The following is a 19,380-nucleotide window of genomic DNA, read 5'->3' on the forward strand; positions in this document are numbered from 1 at the left end:
CAAAACCGACAAACAATTATTTTGTAATGGAAGGGAAGTTGGTAACGATTTCTGTATTCTTCTTTTGATACTGGTAAGGCGATACACCGGCAAACTCCTTGAATACGCGGATATAATGCGACTGGTCGGCATAATCGTTTTCAAAAGCGATATCGGATAACTTGCTGTAGTTATTATTTCTCAGCTGGGTCAGCGAGTGTTGGAACCGGCAGATACGCGAAAATAGTTTGGGAGAGATACCTACGCCCTGTTTAAACCGGCGCTCAAAACTTCTCTCCGTGAGCCTCAGTTGCTGTTGCAGTTCCTTTAAGGAAATACCCCCTTTGGAGGCCATAATTTGCATCAGGGCATATTGCGTGGCCGTATCCGCCCCTGTTTGATGTTTATTAATCTGCTCAAAAAGAAACGCTGAAATAATCGCTATTTTCTCCTGTAGAGAAACTGTAGTTGCCAGTCTTTCATTTAGAAAATAATCTTTCGATGCCTCCAGCAAATCCAGGTCAGTACAGGCGTTGGTGAGGTCACCTGCATTGAGTCCGAAAACACTATGCAAGGCATTGGGATAAAAACAAACACCAATGGTGCAAATGGTGCCTGCTAACTGTAATTCTGTATATTTTGTGGTTTGCCCGTACAGTAATAAGTCGGGCAGCAGTTTATTATCCTGGTGAAAGGTTCCCCGGCTGGATTGCTGGAATAGCAATCCGGGACAACCATCTGCTACCGGCCCAAATACCCGGGGAACAGCAGCAGCATCACTTTCCAATGTCCAGAAATAACGAACATGGTGCTGAAGATAATTTGGTGGAGGAATTTCCTGGTACTTCATTTATTTGGGTAATAAACTTACATTCAAGGTAAGATTTTTTATTGAATCCAATATTATCTGCCATTTTCATAGACGCATCATTTTATGAAGCAACCCTTATTATACTTAGTTGGCTGTATTGCGCTGCTACTGGCCACAGCCACTGGATGGGCACAAAATAAAACAATCGTTTTTCAGTCCGACTTCGGGCTGAAAGATGGAGCGGTATCAGCCATGAAAGGTGTGGCCAACACCGTATCTGCCGATCTTAAACTCTATGATCTTACCCACGAAATACCGGCGTATAACATCTGGGAGGCTGCTTACCGGCTGGAACAAACCGTTCCTTACTGGCCGGCAGGAACCGTTTTCGTATCGGTGGTAGATCCTGGTGTAGGTACTTCCCGGAGGTCCGTGGTATTGAAAACCAACTCCGGCCATTTTATTGTAACTCCCGATAACGGTACCCTCACCCTGGTAGCCGCTTCCCTGGGCATTGCGGCAGTGCGCGAAATAGACGAAGCTGTGAACCGCCGAAAAAACTCGCAGCAATCCTACACCTTCCATGGCCGCGATGTATACGCCTATACCGCCGCCAGGCTGGCTTCTGGCGCCATCACGTTTGAGCAGGTAGGCCTGGCCTTACCCAATGAAGTAGTGAAAATTCCTTACCAGGCAGCCACCCTGGAGAACGGAATACTCAAAGGCAATATCGCTATCCTCGATGTGCAATACGGTAATGTATGGACCAACATCTCCGCCGATTTGCTGAACCAGTTACGTCCCAAATACGGCGACATCCTCCATGTTACGTTTTTCCACCACGGCAAAAAAGTACACCAGGCAGATGCTCCCTACAGTCAAACCTTTGGCGCGGTAGCCATCGGTCAGCCGCTGAGCTACCTGAATAGTTTAATGGAATTGTCGTTTGCACTGAACCAGGGCAATTTCGCCGATACCTGGCATATCGGAAGCGGTAGCGAATGGAGCGTGGAGGTAACTGTTAATCATCGCTAGTTTACCAGTGGTCAGCGGCGATCTCAATCAGTTCTAAATCGTTGCTAGTGTAGTTTACGGCTAAAGCGGGGACGTTGTGATAAATCGAAGTTGTACAATAGGGTGATACCATAAATATCCGGTTGCCTTTTGCTAACACTCTTCATATAGGAGCCTTTGAGTTCTATGCCATCCGCTTTGTCGCCAATCCGGATCCTGATGCCAGCATTAGCCACCGGCCCAAAGGAATCCTGGTAGGTGGAATCGGTATAATGATAATTCCTGATCACCTGCTTAACATTCACCGGGCCATAGTGATAGCCCAAACCGCCTCCCACAAAGAAGCCTACCCGGTGCGGATTATCGGGAGAGGAAAGTGCCCCGACATTGAAATTCAGCATAACCGGTATGTCAATCATAAACCGGGATTTTACTTCCGGTTCGCCGGTGTCATAATCGTAATAGTAAATATCATCGCCCACATAGTAACTGTCTGTTTGCCTTCCGCCGCGACCACCAGAGCCACCAATGCTTAGCGGAATACCTACAGATAACGATGTGTTCTTATGTTCCACCAGGTTAAAGCGAGGCGAATAAGTTATAGCAATACTGAAGATACTGCCGAAGCGAGGGGTATGGTCAATGAATCCTGATAGGCCAACTGCATGCATAAAACTTTGGGAGAAAAGCCGGGAACCGGTGAGACAAATAATTGCTAACAAAACAATTTTTTTATTCATGGTACAGATGGTATTGGCCGATCATGAAATGCGCAAAAGAGATGCCAATAAAGAGAAAAGCGATTGAAACGATCACCATCGCTTCAATCGCTTTTGTTAATTTTTATTTTGTACTACTGTAATACATCCAGGATCGGATGATCAAGTCCCTGCACCTGGGTTTCAGCAGGTTTAATCAGCTCCAGTACTGTGATCTTATTTTGACCAGTTTTTAGCCATTCAGCGGGAACATACAGTGTTTGCTGCGGCCCCACCTTCCAGTAACGGCCCAGGTGATGACCGTTAATCCATACTACACCTTTTCCCCACTTGCTCATATCCAGGTAAGTATCGCCTCTGCTGCTCAGTGTAAAGCTGCCCTCTTTCAACACCGGTGCATCTGTCGCTACCGCCGATGCTTTGATAACGGGTTGTTGTTCATATGGAAGCTTAAATTGTTGCCATTGATGAATCGCCTTTCCATTAAATAATACCTGTCCATCTATCCCTTTCCTGTTTTTCAGGAGATAAGGGCCAAAGTTGATGCGTCCCAGGTTTTCGACCAGGATCTCCAGTGTTACATTGCCTGCAGGGAGGGTAATGTCGGTGCTGTCCTGCTTCAGTCGCCTGTCGAGGATCGCTACTCTTTTTCCATTTATGAAAACCAACCCGTAATCACGGAGGTCTTTTATCTTTAAAGTGCCGCTACTGCCACCTTTGAGCGTGGTACGGTATAATACAAAGCCATAGGCCTGTTTGAGGTCTTCAAACGTTAACGGATCTGCACTTTTTACCGCAACAGGCAGTTGGCTGAACAATGCGCTGCTACGTTCGAAAGTAATAACAGGTGTTGTGATCACCGGCTTTTTAGCAGGAACTTCCGGTAAGGTTACTCCTGGTGCTAAATGCTTGGCAATTACTTCTCTGAATGCCATGAATTTAGGCGTGGCATTTCCTGCTTCATCCAGCGGTGCATCATAGTCGTAGCTGCTGATCTGTGGCGAATAAGGCGCTTCGTCGTTATAGTTGGCGCCGTTCATATAGCCGCGGGTGGTACCACCATGAAACATATACATATTGATGGAGATACCGGCAGCCAGTACCCGGTCTAAGCGGGTAAGGAAATTTTCGTAAGGAACGGTATGGTGTTTTTCTCCCCAGGAATCAAACCAGGCAGGGTACCACTCTGCAATGTAGAATGGGCCTTTGCCATTGTGGTTTTCTTTTACCAGTTGTTTTACTTTTTCCGGATCATCCACGCCATTTACGGCCGGCAGTAAACCCGGTAAGTGTCCTTTGGCTACATCTGCCGCAGGATCGCAGGTATACAGCAAACCGTCAAAGCCGGCTTCTGTAAACATTTTACGGTTAAGCTCCAGGTAAGATTTATCATTGGAGTAAGAGCCATATTCATTTTCGATCTGCGTCATCAGGATGTTACCGCCATGATTGATCTGCAAATGCGCCAACTGTTTACCTACGGCTTTAATATAGTTATTATAAGCCTTCAGGTATTGAGGTTCTTTACTCCTCACTTCCAGCCCTTTTATTTCCTGTAACCAGTAAGGATAACCGCCAAATTCCCATTCTGCGCAGGCGTAAGGACTGGGGCGTAAAATTACCCACATACCTTCTTCCTGGCATATTTTTACAAAAGCAGCTACATCGCTGTTGCCGGAAAAATTATAATGTCCCTGCTCTGGTTCGTGCATGTTCCAGAACACATAAGTACCTATGGTATTTAATCCCATGGCTTTGGCCATTTTGATCCGGTCGCGCCACGATTCACGGGGCACCCGCAGATAATGGATCTCGCCGGAAATCATCTGGAAGGGTTTCCCATCCAGCAAAAAGGAGGAGTCGCCTAACTGAAAAGTATGCTGTGCGCTTAGCTGGAAGCAACATAACATCATCAGTATTACTACGCTGATTTTTTTCATCACTTACTGTTTATTTGCGTTTAATTGTTGGGTCAGTGTCATCACAGATCGTGCGGGTATCGTTATCGTATGCCCGTTTACGTTACCAGGTTGTAAGTTACCTTCTTCATTGGTGGTGTAGCTGCGCATACTCCCGCGAGGTAAGCCTTTGCCGCCTACCTCGATGTTGGCGGCGGTGGAGCGGCTGTTGATCACCACAATAGCGAGGCTGTTGTCTGTATTTCTGTAGGCCGACAGATAGATATCTTTTGTATTAGCATTGTCTGCCAGTTGCGCGGATATCCTTTGTGCGCCGGGTCTTACAAAGCGGCTGTAGTTACCGAATACCCATAACATTTTGGTATCGTGAATTTGCCCGTCCGCTTTGTTTTTATCTATATAAATCAATCCGTCTTTATAATCGTATGGCGATATGGCCAGCCACCACTGCCAGGCTGATGCGTTGGCAACGGTAAGATCAGTGTGGATAACCCTTGCCAGGTATAAGGCGGCGTCCATGCTCAGGTCTACCTTGTTGCCGCTCATTTCGCCGGCATTATCGCCCAGTATGCAATATTCTGATTGCCAGAAAGGAATGCCCTTCAGGGCTGCGTGTAATCTTTTACGTATAGCTACTGCCGTGTCTTGTGGAGAGGTAGTGAAATAGCTGTGTCCCGCTATCGCTTTGTATACCCCGGGGCGGTTGCCCAGGTAAGTTGGACTGTGCGGACCAAAGAAAGCAGCGATCTGCGTGCCTTTGGCCGGTTTATCTTCACCGGCATAGAGATAGTTTATCTTGCCTGCTTCTGTTATTAAAATCTTTGTGGGGAGCTGGTGTTGATGAAAGGTCTGGTCTACCGCTTTCACAAGGCCATAAATTTGTTCGTTGTTATAAGGACATCCTTCCTGGCCGCCATCGCTCCAATCCCACTGTGGCTCGTTAACAGGGCTCACAAAGTTGAGCGTGATGCCGGTTTCCTGCCGGATGCCTTGTACCACGTCTTTCAGGAAATTGGCTACGGCGGGGTATTGCTCAGGTGCCAGGTTGCATTGCCCGTTGCTGGCGAATGCTTTGCCGTTGCGGGTGAAGACTACCGGCGGACTATTCAGAAAGCCCAGGAACTGTTGAACGCCCCTGGCTTTGGCGGCAGTTAAGAACCAGATCTGTCCGGCTTGCTGCTGCCAGTGGTATTGATGATCGGCGCCCAGGAAGCAGGCTGCCCGCCGCCATTCATCACGGATGCCACTCTCGCTCCCTTGTTCAGTGCTGCCGGCGCCAATGTTAAACCGCCACATCGACAGGCCAATACCTTTGGGTTGCCCGTTGGCCGTTGTATCGCTGCTAAACAACCAGTCGGCCAGCTGGTTTCTTTTAGGATCCGGCCAGGTGCCGGTAAACTGGCAGGACCAGGCATCAGATGCTGCAAAGTTGTGAATAGTTTGTGCCTTCCTGGAAAGGTCGATGTTTACCCGCATCGCCGGGTTATGCTGAGATATACCCTGCTGTAATATCATACAACCCAGCAGGGCGCCTGTTATTTTTTTCATGTTCCTAGTAAGCGGTTGCACGCAAAGCCGCATGGTATGCAAGGACTTCCCGTAGTAAGAAGGGTAGTTGCAAGCCTGTAAAGTAGTAAAATAGTCGCTGATTATTTTCCAAATCTGATGCTGCTACCTTACTACTTTACAGATGCTTTGCTCCTGTTGGATTCATGCTATTGTCTGAAACTTATCATGACTAGTAGCCAGGGTTCTGTTTCAGGGTGCCATTGGAGGCCAGTATATCTGCTCTTGGAACTGGTAACCAGTAGTTGGCCTCTTTAAATAAGCGGTTATCCAGGGCTACTTTCCTTGCATAAGTATAGGCGCCGCCGTTAGCCGTAATGGTAATGCCATAAGCAGGTATATTTTCGGTAACTGTAGCAATTTTCCACCTGCGAACATCATAGAAGCGGTGCTCTTCAAAGGCCAGCTCTACCTGTCTTTCTCTCCTGATAGCGTCGCGCATCTGGTCTTTGGAAAGCCCTGGTGTTAATGCCGGCTGATGCACGCTGGCGCGCTGGCGGATCTGGTTGATAGCATTATATACGCTGGCATCCGGACCAACCGCTTCATTTTGCGCTTCAGCGTAGTTCAGTAATACTTCTGCATAACGAATGTAAATCCAGGGCTGTAACCCCGCTACATCCCATGGGTTGTCGATAGGATTTTTATCATCCAGGAATTTGCGCAGGTAATAACCTGTTTTGGAAGCATTCCAGTTGGAAGGACCATCCTTACTGTCTTTACCCCCTGGCGTAAAAGTTTGTATGGTAGATCCGCGGTAAGAGGCGCCGTTATAGAGAATAGTGGCATAAAAACGCGGATCCCTGTTGGCATACGGATTCTGTGGATTATACCCTGAAGCCGGATCGGTAATAGGTTTACCGTTATTCATTTCATATGCGTCCACCATATTCTGCAAAGGCGTATTGCCGGCCCATCCACCATAGCCGTTAGGGCCATTGGAGATTTCAAGACATACGTGGCGGGCGCCCACTGCAAATTGCCGCGCAAAAATAATTTCATTGTTATTGCTGTTCAGGAACAACTGTGTGTAATCCGGCGCTATGCTGTATTTGGAAAGTCCTATCACAGCTTTGGCGGCATCAGCTGCAGCCTGCCAGGTACCTACGTTGTACAGCGGACTGGCAGCATATAACAACAAGCGGGCCTTCAGGGCCAGCGCAGCAGCCTGGGTAGCCCTGCCGGGCAGCCAGTTGGTGCTGTTGTTATCGGTAGGAAGATCGGCTGCCGCAGCGGTAAGCTCGGATATAACATAGTCCATCGACTGCTGTAAGGTAGCCCGGTTAAACAAAGACGGATCACTGAGATTATCCTGCAAACTATATTCCTTATCTCCCATCATCACAACACCACCGTAGTTGCGGATCAGGTCATGGTAACGGTAAGCACGGATAAAGCGCAGTTCTGCCCTCAACTGCTTACGATGCGCGGTACTCATTACTACGGTGTCAATGTGATTGAGCCCGTAGTTACATTCCCGGATGCTACGATAACTTCTCCCCCAAATGGTACCGGTGATACCCATGTTTTCAGGGGCCAGCTGTCCCTGCTGAACAAGCCAGGTATTATCGTCGTTGTTATAAATGGATTCATCTGTAATAGAGCTCCACAAACCATATTCGAACCCTCTTCCAAATCCCGGGTTACTGCCTTCCCCTTCTTTATCCTGTAACTTGATGCTCAGGTAACGGTTAATGACATAGTTTTCAAATAAAGAAGAATCGGCCAGTACGGCATCTCCCAATATCCTGTCGGTGGGAGTCACATTCAGAAAATCTTTCTGACAGGAAGAAAGTATACCTGACGCCACTAAAGCCAGACCGTATAATATATTTGTAGTTTTCATGATTTGATTTTTGTGTTTAGAACTTAACATTTACACCCAGGTTTACGATACGTTGCTGTGGATAAAACTGTCCACTGTTGCTGAAACCTTCCGGATCGTAGTCTTTTACTTTGGTAATGGTGAAAAGGTTAAACGCATTGGCATATACGCGAAGACCGGCAATCCTGGCGCGTGATAAAACAGATGACTGGATAGTATAACCCAGGGAAATGTTTTTTAAACGCAGAAAAGAAGCGTTGTTCAGCCAGAAAGTGTTCGGACGGAGACCACCATTTACAGAAGAAGAAGCACGTTCATCTACACGTGGATAAGAACCGTTAGGATTGGAAGGGCTCCAGCGATTATCAGCCCAGCTGCTGTAGAAGTTACCAATGGTACCAGATTCGGGAAGCACATATTGACTTACATGTGTTTGTCCGGCAAACAGCACCGACAGGTCAAATCCTTTGTAATCGGCTGCCAGGTTGATACCATAAGTGATTTCAGGAATGTTGCCATACTTGGTTCTCACCATATCATCTGCGGTGATCTGCTTGTCGCCGTTATAATCCTGGTAAATCAGGTCGCCCAGCTTGGCATTCGGTAAATGAGGATATTTGGCCAGGTCGTCTGCTGTTCTGAAAATGCCGATGGCGTTATATAACAGGGACGTATTCATGGGCCCACCGGTTTCCCGCTGGTAGGGTAAAGTACCTACCGCTTCGTCTTTGAAGATGATCTTATTTTTGGCATAGGTTACGTTACCGGAAACATTGTAGTGGAAGCCGCTACCGGTAGTATTGTCATATCCCAGGGTAGCTTCAATACCCTGGCTGTTTACCTTACCGATATTTTCTGCCGGCACCAGCGGATTGTTCTTGTCAAATGGATTCACAATACCGGAGGTCTGTGTCAGCGAAGTACGCGGTGTTAGTATCTTGGTACGATGCTGCTGAAAATAGATGAATTCCAGGGAGAAGTGATCGAGGAAAGTAGCATTCAGCCCCAGGTCCATCTTCTTAGCTACTTCCCAGGTAATATTAGGGTTGGCCAGCTTTACCAGGTCTATACCACTTTGAATTTGTCCGTTAATCACGTATTGGTTATAGAAAGAGTAGTTGTCGAAATACTGGAACAAGCCTACATTATCGTTACCCAGCGTACCATAGGAGCCGCGGAGTTTTAAGTTATTGATAAACTTCACCGGCTCAAACCAGGACTCTTTGGATACTACCCAACCAGCGGAAACGGAGGGAAAGAAGCCATACTGTTTGCCTTCGGGGAAGGTGGATGATCCGTCTACACGGGCCTGTACTTCCAGCAGGTATTTTTCGAGGTAGTTGTACGCAATTCTACCGAAATAGCTTTTCCTGGTGAAGTTATAGCTGCTGCCGAAGTTACTTCTGTCGGTAGCGGCAGCGCCTCCCTGCGACAATTCCGGCGTGAGCGGGGTAGGAAAGTTGATCCGGCCGGCACTCAGGGTATCTACTGCATTTTTGCTTTGCTCATAACCAATAAAGGCATTGAAATCGTGCGCACCAAAACGGCGGGCATAATTCAGTTTAATATTGGTAGTCAGCAACGACATATTCCGCTGTTGCTCTACCAGCGATGCTTTACCATTGGAACCTCCTACGATTTTCGGCACATAGGTGTTGGTAGCCGCATCGAAAGTGTATTCTTTATATGGAGTAGCGAAGGTTTTATTGAAATTCCAGGATTTGTCGGCCGACAGGAAACCATCCAGTGATAAACCTTCCACCCCAGGAATGGCATAAGATCCTTTCAGGATACCATTAAACACCTGGGTAGGATTGCGGGAAAGTCCGCCCATATCTGTTACCTGCATCACCGGGTTGTTGTTTTCAATACCGGTAGTAGGCAAGCCATTAGGATATCTGTCTAACACGGTGGGGTAGGCCCGGTAAATGCCGCGGAAAATGTCTCCTGCAGAAGTAGTAGGATATTGACGATCTTCCTGGCGACCGGATAAGTACAGGCTTACTTTCAGGCGTTTGGTAACATCGGCGTCAATGTTTGACCGGAAATTGTACTGGTTATATTTGGTGGCGCCGTTTTTATATAATCCATTTTGACCGATCATACCCAGGGAAACATAATACCGTACGTTTTCTCCACCACCATTTACAGAAAGACTGTGTTGGTTCTGAGTAGTGGTTTTCCGCAGGGTAGCCTTTTGCCAGTCGGTATTAGGATAATTTACCGGGTCGGAACCATCTTTGAATTTCTGTAATTGCTCAGCAGTGTAAAACTGATTCATCCCGCCGGCATTGTTATTATAATACTGGATTTCATTCATGATCTGGGCATAGGTATATGCATCTGCCATTTTAGGCAACCTGGTAGGAGAGGAAAATCCCTGGTTAAAGCTGTAATTGATAACAGGCTTCCCGGTTTTACCTCTTTTGGTAGTGATGAGCATTACGCCATTGGCCGCCCGGCTGCCGTATACGGCAGCAGAAGCGTCTTTCAATACGGAAATGCTTTCAATATCGTTGGGATCCAGGCGGTCGAGGCCCCCGATTTGACCAGGAACGCCATCTACTACGATCAATACATCATTATTACCGGTGGTGGCTAATCCACGGATGGTTACCGCAGAACCGTCGTAGCCCGGCTCCCCGGAGCGGTTGTTGGCAATAACGCCGGAAAAACGGCCGGTCAATGCATTGGATACGTTAGGCTGCGGACTTTGCACAATATCAGCTCCCTTTACCACGGAAATGGAACCTGTCAGGGTAGCTTTCTTTTGGGTGCCATATCCTACCACCACTACCTCATTTACGGTTTTGCTCAGGGCGGTCAACACAATCCGCAGGGGCGCCCCGCCTTTTATGGCTACCCGCTGCTCGGTATATGACATATGATTAAATAACAGGGTATCTCCAACGGCTGCATTGATGCTGAATTTTCCATCGCCATCGGTCAATGCTCCCCCTGTTTTGTTCTTTACACGGATGGTTACCCCCGGAACAGGGGCATTGTCGGCAGACACCGTACCGGTTACCACAGCTTGTTGCGCCTGTGCCCCTCCGGCAATTAATAATAGCAATAGAAAGAATAAACGAGAAAGAACAGGTTGGCTCCGTAAAGGGACAAATAACTCACGGTCCGTTCCGGATTGAAGTTTTTTCATAACGCAATATTTAAATGAATGATTTGGAATGCTGGCGAATCAATTTTGGTTGAATGGACTGATTTTCGCTCCCCCAGCCCTCTATGTTATCCGCAATGTACTATGAGGTACACAGATCATAGAGGGGGTAAATCATTTAAAAAGGGGGGTAAAATCGTAAATTATTGAGAGGGGGTATTAAATCATCCCCTATGCTCAAAGTGAATACAGTAGCGGAAAAAGAGGTATTATGCCTCTTCCTGGCTTTCCGTTACATTGAAATCCCTGTTAAAAGAGTGCCGGTATTTTTTTACGTAGTCGGAAGGATTCATTCCAAACAGCTTGACAAACTGTTCCCGGAAATATTTAATGTCTCCGATACCTACCTGCATGGCGGCCTGGGTAATGGTGTAGTTTTCTTTGAGCAGGAAAACAGCCGCCTTCCGGAGCCGGATCGACCGGATGAAGGAATTGATCGTTTGGCCGGAAATAGATTTTACTTTCTTGTATAAGCTGGAATGGCTCATGCCGATTTCCAGGGTAAACTTTTTAATGGAGAAGGTTTCATCCTCCAGGTTGGCCTCTATAATCTCAATACAACGTTTAAGGAAATCCTGGTATTCAGCCGGCACCTTGATATTACTGTTTTTGAGGGTAATACGGTCAAAGAAGTATTGTTGTAACAGGTTCCTGTTCTTGATAATGTTATTCACCTTGGCCATCAGCAGGTCGTTGTCGAATGGCTTGGTAATATAGTCGTCGGCCCCACCCTCCAGGCCTTTGAGGCGGGTGTCGGATGCAGAAGAACCTGTAAGCAGGATCACCGGGATATGGCTGATGGTATCTGTTTGCTTGATCCTGGCACATAACTCTACCCCGTCCATCCCCTCCATCTGGATATCACTGATTACCAGGTCAGGCATATATTTCTGTACCGCCGAAAAGCCGTCAATACCGTTATCTGCCTCATATACCACAAATTTATCTTTGAATAACTGCTGGAGGTATTGCCTGATCTCATCATGATCATCAATCAGCAGGATGGACTTCTTTTCGGTAATGGTAGTGGTAGGGACATCGGCATCCTGGGCAACAGTAGCAGTATCCGGTGCATCCAGGATAGTGTCGGAGCTGAGCTCCTCCAGGAAGGCCGATTTATACCCGGTGCTTTCCAATAACAGGCTACCGGCAAAATGAGCGCTTCCTTTTTTCAAAGAAAGCCGGAAGGCAGTACCCTCATTTACCTTGCTCTCATAGCTGATGCTTCCATGGTGCTTTTCTATAAAGTGTTTTACCAGGTAAAGCCCGATCCCGAAACCGGTTTGTAATGATTCCTTTCGATCCTGTGCCCGCCGGAATTTTTCAAAGATCCGGTTGCCCACACTATCTTCTATACCACAGCCACTGTCTTTGATAACAATAGTTACCCCGTCGTCTTCCCCACTCACTTCAAAAATGATGGTGCCATTATCAGGGGTAAACTTAAATGCATTAGAAAGTAGGTTGAAAATGGAAATTTCCAGCTTTTCGCTGTCGCCATATATTTCTATGGCTGGTGGTTGCGCCTGGAAAATATATTGAATATTTTTAATTTTTGCCTGCTGTGAAAAGCAGAGATATACCTCATGACAAAGGTTCACAATATCCAGTGGCGCCACTTTCAACTGGTCGCCTTCCTGGTCGGCCTTGCGGAACAACAGGAGCTGGTCTACCAGGCTAAGCAGCCGCCGGGCATTGCGGTATACAACGCCCAGGTCCCGGTCATTTTTATGTTGCAGCAGCTCCTTCAGTGGATTAATGATGAGGGTGAGCGGTGTCCGGAATTCATGGGAAATGTTGGTAAAAAACGATAACTTCTTTTCGTTCAGCTCTTTTTCCTTTTCTTTTTCCAGGTATGCCAGCTTAATTTCATATTTCAATCGTTCTTCCCGTGCCTTGTACCGGATGTACAGGTAAATAGCGGCAAGCGTAGTAGTAATATAAAGCAGGTAGGCCCACCAGGTACGGTACCAGGGTGGCAATACCAACAGGGAAACGGTACGGATTTCCGGGCCCCAGAACCCGTCGGCATTGCTGGCCTTTATCTCAAAAGTATATTGGCCTTCCCGGAGGTGGGTATAGTTGGCGGTCCGCGTGGCGCCAACATAATTCCAGTTATTATCCCAACCCTGTAGCCGGTAAGCATAGCTGATTTTATCCGGTAAGCTATATTCCAGTGCCACGAAGTCGAAGGCGATCGTGGCCTTGTCGTAAGGAACGGTAATTTCCCGCACCTCTTCCGCCCGGGTTCTGCCGGATACGTAGTTGTTCAGCGCTGTCACCGGGGTATTGTTGATTTTGATATCGGTTAGCCACACCGGGGGAATGGCCGTTTCTGCATATACGCTATCGGGGTAAAAGATATTGAACCCTTTAATACCGCCAAAGGCAAACTCTCCTGAACGCAGCACCAGTGCTGCATTGAAGCTGAATTGATTACTCTGCAATCCATCGGAGGCCGAGAAGTTGCGAAACGTTTTCTTTTCCGGGTCAAATTTTGAAAGCCCGTTGAAGGTGCTGATCCAGATATTACCACTGTTGTCTTCCAGCATCCGGAGTATGGAATTACTTGGCAGGCCCTCAGTCATCGTATACCGGGTATAGGCCCCTGTTTGCCGGTTGAAGCGCAGGAGGCCACCTCCATCCGTGCCCACCCAAAAATTGCCGCGTTTATCATGGTGGATAGAGCGAACGGTATAGCCAATATCAAAACGCTGATGTTGCCGGTGAATGCTGTCTATCCTGATAAGGGACGAATAATTTCCGCCCCATAGCTGACCTTCCCGGTCCTCCGCCAGGCACTGCATGTTTACCAGGCTGCTATCGAAAAGCACAAACCGGTTTTCCCGGGGATTAAAACGATACAAGGTGCCGTTGTTGGTGGTACTGGCCCATAGCTGTTGCTGCCGGTCTTCATATACCAGCCACACATTGTTTTCAGCGGTATGGGTATACGGATTAAAGCATACATAATGTTCAAACTTCCCGGTAGCAGTACGATACCGGTTTACCCCGCCAAACCAGGTAGATATCCACAAGTCGTGGTGAACGTCATGAATGATGGAGGTAATAAAATTGCTGCTGATCCCTTGTGGCTGATGTACATCGTGACTATAAGAGGTAATAGCGCCTGTTTCCCGGTTCCAGTATTTCAATCCGCCGCCGTCGGTGCCTATCCAGATATCTTTGGTGTCTTCTTCACAAAAGGAAAAAATGAAGTTATCGATGGCCCTGGCATCGGGGTTCCTGTTCAATACATTTAGTTCAAATGGGTTACGCCTCGATTCCAGGATATTGATGCCACCCCGCAAAGTGCCTATCCACTTGCGCCCTTCGCGGTCTTCATAAATGGAATAAACGGAGTTGCTGCTTAGCTGCGCAGGGCTACCGCGACTGGTAAACGAATGTGCCGGAACATCCGCGCCAAACATCAGGTAGATACCGTTCCCGTCGGAAGCACACCAGGTCAGTCCCATTCTGTCGGTATACAACTGTACGATCTTACTATTTTCCGGTAAGGCATTGCCCGAAAATTTTCCGGTAGCGGGAATATACCGGAATACGCCGGTATCCGTACCCAGTAACAGGTTGCCGGATTGGTTTACGCTAAGGCAATTAGCCCGCGGGATCTCCCTGGAAATAATATGTAAGGTCTGCTGACTAGCTTCGTACCTGCACAGGCCAATATTCTGTACAAATACCCAGGCCGATTTCCCCGTAAAATTTATCCCGGTTACTTCGTAGTTGGTAAGCGTAGTACCTTCACAGAGCAAAGGTATTTGCCGGCCATCATAGAGGTTATTATCAAATACAAGTAAGCCGTTTTTTTCGGTGCCGACTAAGGTAAGCCCGTTTTCATCCGACTTAATAAGATGTATATTTTCATTGGCTTTGCGTAGCGTGCGGCTATTTACCGGCCGATACATGGGCATGGTAAATTTTTCGCTGGCAGGGTTAAAAACGCTGACCCCCCGCCTGCCGCCCACCCAAAGCTGGTGATGACTATCGTCGGCCAGGGTATAAATACCATTATCGGCCAGGGAAGTGCTATCCCCCACTTTGTTCCGGTAAATTTTAAACCTGTATCCATCATATCTGTTCAGCCCATCATAAGTGCCAAACCACATAAACCCTTTGTGGTCCTGATATACAGAGGTGACAGCATTGTTGGATAACCCATCTTCTATACCGAGATACCTGATTGGATAACCGATGGCAAACGTGGTACTGGCAATCACCATCAGCAATAAAATAAAGCAACATTTCCTCACATCACACATAGGCTTATTTTAACGGCCATAAAGCTATTGAAAAAGACAGGAATTTTTTTGATTTTAACCGCTAAATTTGAATGAAACCAACTACCATGCCCGTACAGCAAGCTGCACAACGCTTAATATGTCTATGCGATAGCATACCTGGAAGAATACAGGCAATAAAAGATGCTGATTTTACACACCGCCCGGCACCAGGTAAGTGGTCCAGGCAGGAGATCCTGGGACATTTGCTGGATTCTGCGACCAACAATCATCAACGCTTTGTAAGAGGCAGGGTGGAAAATGTCACCTACTAACTTAGTTCAGCGATAGTAGCGTTCATACGTTTTATCCGCGCGGCCCATACTTTCCATAGCAGGAAACCCTGCAGGGCAACAATACCGGTAATGGCTGCCAATGCAGCATAGCGGGCATTGTTCCATTGGATACCCATGCCCAGGAAGAAAGAAAATATACCTGCCATCGCCAGTATTTTGGAAGAGATGGAGATCACTGCGTACTGCTTTATTTGCAACGATTTCGTCCGCAGGTTATCCAATAAATTTTCCCCTAATACAGGACGTTTAGATAGCGTATAGCCAAAGGCGTTATGTGCCAGGAGTAATAGCATTGCCGCTACCAGCAACAGGTTCAGGGAAAGTGGCTTTTTGTGGCCGTCAAAGAAATCGTAGTATACCAGTAGGAAGGCGCTGTAACCCACTATTTCTATGGTGAGTTGCTTGCGGATACTCCTGATCACCGGGGATGTTTTCTTTTCAGCTAGCGCCTGTATTTCCAGGATGTTTCTGTTGGGGGTGGGTGTATTATCCCAGTAAGATTTAAGGTGATCCATATGCTTATAAGTTTAAGAGGCTTTTGATTTTGTTTTTAATCCGGTTCAGCTTTACACCTACATAATTCTCTTCTATCCCGATAATACCGGCGATCTCCTGGTAGCTCATGTCTTCCAGGTACAAGGTAATAATGGCCTTTTCTGCGTCGCTGAGTTGTTTGAGCGCCGTAAAGAACAATTCCTGTTGTTCGTTATCTCCGTGATCAGGCTGGGCTATTTCAGGAAAGGTATCAGTATAAGTAACCGGCAGATGTTTCTTACGGAAGCTGGCCAACGCCGTATTCAGGGCAATGCGGTATATCCAGGTGCTGATTTTGGCATTGCCCTTAAACGAGGGAAACGATTTCCATAGCTGGTAAATCATCTCCTGGAAAAGGTCTTCCCGGTCTTCCGGTGTATCCCGGTACAGGCGGCAAAGCTTATACAGCATTCCCTGGTGTTGTGTAATGATAGCAAGAAAGGCCTGTTTATCCATGAAACTGATTTTATGGAATTAGTTGCAGCCCGGGTTAAAAACTTACAGTCTCACCAAATTACTTTATTCACCGTAGCCCAGTTGCGGGTGGTACAGGGTACGCCCAACTTTTTCTCGAGCCGGGCTACCACATCGAGAGGCTTTGTTTCCAGGTCTTTCCGGATCAGAGTATATACTTCCGTGTCATGCATATGAAGTGTTTCGGCGGCCGATTGCAGCGAAGCGATAACTTCTGATGCATGGGGGCCTGCCGGCGCCGACAGGAAAGTTATATACACCTGTACTTTTTTATCGGGCACTATACCGGGGAAAGGGGTGTGGGCCACTACTGCCTCCAGCTCGGTTACCGACCGTATAATGACTGGCACTTCAAAACCGTAGGTACGAAGAAGCAGTTGCTCCATTTTTTTGGATAAGGTAGCTGCCTGGCTGCTGGCGGTAAACATAATATTGCCGCTTTGAATATAGGTGCTTACATTTTTATAGCCGGCTGTGGTGAGCAGCTGGCGCAGATCTTCCATTTTAATGATACGCTTGCCTACGTTAACGGCCCTTAAAAATGCGACATACCTGGTCATATGGTTTTCAACTTTACTTTGTAAGTTTGTTGCATCATGCACTATCTACAAATTATTCGTAAGTTATATAACTTACCGGAAGCCGACAACCACGGTTATCCTGAATCCGTGCTGGCAGCCCTGGAAGAACGTTTACAGATCCGTATCCCGGCTACTCTCCGGGAATATTATCTCTCCCTGGGTGCCAACAGGCAAATCAATGATAGCTTTAACCGCCTGACTGCCTTCAACGAAATGGGTTTTTCGGAAGATGACCACCTGGTATTTTATGAAGAAAACCAGGGCGTGGTGTTATGGGGATTGTCTAAAACGGAATTGGCGGCTGGCAACCCACCGGTATATGGCACGTACGACAGCGCGCGGAAGGACTGGTTTGTGGATTCGGATACGACAGAAAATTTCCTGTTGTCGATGGCCTGGTGGAATGGCGCTTTAGGGGGACTTACCCACACCGCTTTTACCGACCTGGAAGAAGACCTTACCGCAAAGCACATAGCGGCGGTAACCGGCAACTGGCAGGAGCAAACAGGGATTTCCCACCAACTGTTGCGCTTCTTCACCAATGACTATGAAGATATTATCGTATTCACCACCGAACAGGATGGTACGGTAAACGGAATCTACGCTGGTACCAACAATGAACAGCGGTATCATCATATACTGCACACCCTTCACCTGGAATGGTGCTATCGAACCGACCGGGATGGGTAAATAATACGGTTATACAGCCATACAGCGCTCACCAGTCCATAGAAAACGCCGCCTAATAAGGTGGCCAGGTAATCGAGCCGGTAACAGTAAATATAGTGCAGGTGTTCATTGGTCACCAGTACAATGGTGCTCAACAGGCCTACTGTTAACCAGAAGCCGGTAATTTGCGGCCAACTGGCGGTATCAGTATACGGTTCCGGTGATATTTTCAGGAAAACGAGCAGCAATATCAGCAAGCCTGCAATAGAAGTAAGATATTGCATCCCATACCAGGTTTGGATAGTATGTCCGAACACAGTGATATTTTGCTGAAGAAAAGGCCACCACCGCACAAAGAATCCATGTTCATGGGTAAAAGCGTCGAGGAAAAAATGAGTCAGTACCCCCAGTATGATAGAATAGATCACCACAAAATAATGTTGCCGGAAATAACGGTGCCAGTTGAAACCCTGAAAGGGCGATAGTCTGCTGCTGATCCATTGCGGGAGGTACGGCAGTAATACCGGTTTCACCCTGTGATGATACAGGTACGACAGCAACAGTGCTAACGGTATATCGTATACGAAAATTCCCCACCATAAATGTCCCAGGTTAAAATAGGGATTGAGAAAAATAAAATATAGAAAATCCGGTACCATACTGCCAACAATTAAACCGGTAGCAGACAAGTATTTGCGGGGGGCATAGGTAAGGGGAGCTACTATCGCCGCATGTGATATCGTAAAAGGCATCTTTAATGGTAATTGGATATAAATTTAATTAAACTATAATAAATAATCGCCGCATGATAAAGAAATGTTAATGTTACAATTGTCCATCATTTCCTGTAAAATGTCCAACGTTTTCCATGTGATAACACGTATTTTTATTTAGTCTTTGAAAACATAAAAACAATGTGCTATGACAAAATGGAAAATTGATGAATCACACAGCGAAATAGGATTCAAAGTTAAACACCTCATGATTACGAACGTGAGTGGATATTTTACCCGTTTTACCGGAAACATGCTGACCAACAGTGATGACTTTCACGATGCTACTATTTCCTTCGAAGCGGCGGCGGATAGTATTGATACACAAAACAGGCAAAGGGATGAACACCTGAAGAACGGCGATTTCTTTGATGCGGCCAATCATCCCAAGATCAGCTTCGTTTCCAAAAAAGTAAAAAAGGTAGACGACGAGCAATATAAATTGTTGGGTGAGCTCACCATTAAAGGGGAAACCCATCCCATTGAACTGGACGTAGTACATGCCGGAACTACCGTAGATCCTTACGGTCAAACCAAGGCTGGCTTTGCGCTTAAAGGCCGTCTTCACCGGGCAGATTATGGTCTTCGCTGGAATGCTACCACTGAAGCCGGCGGTATCGTACTCAGCGATGAAGTGAAGTTGAATATGGAAGTGCAGCTGATTAAAGAAGCATAATATAAGAAAGCATACAATAAAAGCTATTGTAGCGGGTGATCCTGACGGATATTTAAAAAACGCGTTGGTCA

General features: G+C 46.9%; 15 protein-coding genes. 4 read left to right on the top strand and 11 right to left on the bottom strand.

Features of this window, described 5'->3' with window-relative positions:
• Positions 1 to 16 precede the first annotated feature (16 nt).
• On the bottom strand, positions 17 to 829 hold the full coding sequence (locus FHW36_RS06060; RefSeq protein ID WP_145663828.1) for a helix-turn-helix transcriptional regulator: 813 nt from the start codon (positions 827 to 829) through the stop codon (positions 17 to 19).
• Between the two features lie 84 nt (positions 830 to 913).
• Here FHW36_RS06060 and FHW36_RS06065 point away from each other — a divergent pair, with 84 nt between their 5' ends.
• A complete protein-coding gene (locus tag FHW36_RS06065) occupies positions 914 to 1,825 on the top strand; it encodes an SAM hydrolase/SAM-dependent halogenase family protein (protein WP_145663831.1) in 912 nt (303 codons plus the stop codon).
• Between the two features lie 44 nt (positions 1,826 to 1,869).
• On the opposite strand, the gene FHW36_RS06070 is transcribed toward FHW36_RS06065, so the two are convergent.
• The 6 genes from FHW36_RS06070 to FHW36_RS06095 form a co-directional block, all read right to left on the bottom strand.
• The gene (locus FHW36_RS06070; RefSeq protein ID WP_145663834.1) at positions 1,870 to 2,526 is read right to left on the bottom strand and encodes a hypothetical protein; all 657 of its coding nucleotides are present in this window, start codon (positions 2,524 to 2,526) and stop codon (positions 1,870 to 1,872) included.
• A 131-nt stretch (positions 2,527 to 2,657) separates the two neighbouring features.
• Positions 2,658 to 4,463 carry a glycoside hydrolase family 35 protein gene (locus FHW36_RS06075; protein WP_145663836.1) on the bottom strand — a complete coding sequence of 602 codons (1,806 nt, stop codon included), beginning with the start codon at positions 4,461 to 4,463 and terminating at the stop codon, positions 2,658 to 2,660.
• A 3-nt stretch (positions 4,464 to 4,466) separates the two neighbouring features.
• Positions 4,467 to 5,990 (bottom strand): glycoside hydrolase family 30 protein, encoded by a 1,524-nt coding sequence (locus FHW36_RS06080; protein WP_186452317.1) that lies wholly within the window; start codon positions 5,988 to 5,990, stop codon positions 4,467 to 4,469.
• Between the two features lie 190 nt (positions 5,991 to 6,180).
• Positions 6,181 to 7,854, bottom strand: a complete 1,674-nt coding sequence (locus FHW36_RS06085; protein ID WP_145663841.1) for a RagB/SusD family nutrient uptake outer membrane protein — start codon at positions 7,852 to 7,854, stop codon at positions 6,181 to 6,183.
• A 16-nt stretch (positions 7,855 to 7,870) separates the two neighbouring features.
• Positions 7,871 to 10,990, bottom strand: coding sequence for a SusC/RagA family TonB-linked outer membrane protein (locus tag FHW36_RS06090; protein WP_145663844.1), 3,120 nt, complete (start codon positions 10,988 to 10,990; stop codon positions 7,871 to 7,873).
• A 227-nt stretch (positions 10,991 to 11,217) separates the two neighbouring features.
• A complete protein-coding gene (locus FHW36_RS06095) occupies positions 11,218 to 15,288 on the bottom strand; it encodes a hybrid sensor histidine kinase/response regulator (RefSeq protein WP_145663847.1) in 4,071 nt (1,356 codons plus the stop codon).
• A gap of 71 nt (positions 15,289 to 15,359) precedes the next feature.
• Between FHW36_RS06095 and FHW36_RS30425 the strand changes: the two genes are divergently transcribed.
• On the top strand, positions 15,360 to 15,581 hold the full coding sequence (locus FHW36_RS30425) for a DinB family protein (RefSeq protein WP_186452318.1): 222 nt from the start codon (positions 15,360 to 15,362) through the stop codon (positions 15,579 to 15,581).
• On the opposite strand, the gene FHW36_RS06105 is transcribed toward FHW36_RS30425, so the two are convergent.
• From FHW36_RS06105 to FHW36_RS06115, 3 genes are read right to left on the bottom strand one after another with little or no spacing between them, the layout of a single operon-like run.
• Complete coding sequence (locus FHW36_RS06105) at positions 15,578 to 16,117, bottom strand: hypothetical protein (RefSeq protein ID WP_145663850.1); 540 nt, start codon at positions 16,115 to 16,117, stop codon at positions 15,578 to 15,580. The two genes, FHW36_RS30425 and FHW36_RS06105, sit on opposite strands and share 4 nt — an antisense overlap.
• Positions 16,118 to 16,121: 4 nt before the next feature.
• Positions 16,122 to 16,592 carry an RNA polymerase sigma factor gene (locus FHW36_RS06110; RefSeq protein WP_145663853.1) on the bottom strand — a complete coding sequence of 157 codons (471 nt, stop codon included), beginning with the start codon at positions 16,590 to 16,592 and terminating at the stop codon, positions 16,122 to 16,124.
• 50 nt (positions 16,593 to 16,642) lie between these two features.
• A complete protein-coding gene (locus FHW36_RS06115) occupies positions 16,643 to 17,170 on the bottom strand; it encodes a DUF1697 domain-containing protein (protein ID WP_145663856.1) in 528 nt (175 codons plus the stop codon).
• Positions 17,171 to 17,206: 36 nt separating this feature from the next.
• Between FHW36_RS06115 and FHW36_RS06120 the strand changes: the two genes are divergently transcribed.
• Entirely contained in the window at positions 17,207 to 17,881 is a 675-nt protein-coding gene (locus FHW36_RS06120; protein WP_145663861.1) for a hypothetical protein, read from the top strand.
• On the opposite strand, the gene FHW36_RS06125 is transcribed toward FHW36_RS06120, so the two are convergent.
• A complete protein-coding gene (locus FHW36_RS06125; RefSeq protein ID WP_145663864.1) occupies positions 17,857 to 18,612 on the bottom strand; it encodes a DUF4184 family protein in 756 nt (251 codons plus the stop codon). The two genes, FHW36_RS06120 and FHW36_RS06125, sit on opposite strands and share 25 nt — an antisense overlap.
• A 169-nt stretch (positions 18,613 to 18,781) precedes the next feature.
• On the opposite strand from FHW36_RS06125, the gene FHW36_RS06130 reads away from it, so the two are divergent.
• Positions 18,782 to 19,309 (top strand): YceI family protein, encoded by a 528-nt coding sequence (locus tag FHW36_RS06130; protein WP_145663867.1) that lies wholly within the window; start codon positions 18,782 to 18,784, stop codon positions 19,307 to 19,309.
• Positions 19,310 to 19,380 lie beyond the last annotated feature (71 nt).

It is taken from the genome of Chitinophaga polysaccharea, from assembly GCF_007829335.1.
GTDB lineage: Bacteria > Bacteroidota > Bacteroidia > Chitinophagales > Chitinophagaceae > Chitinophaga > Chitinophaga polysaccharea_B.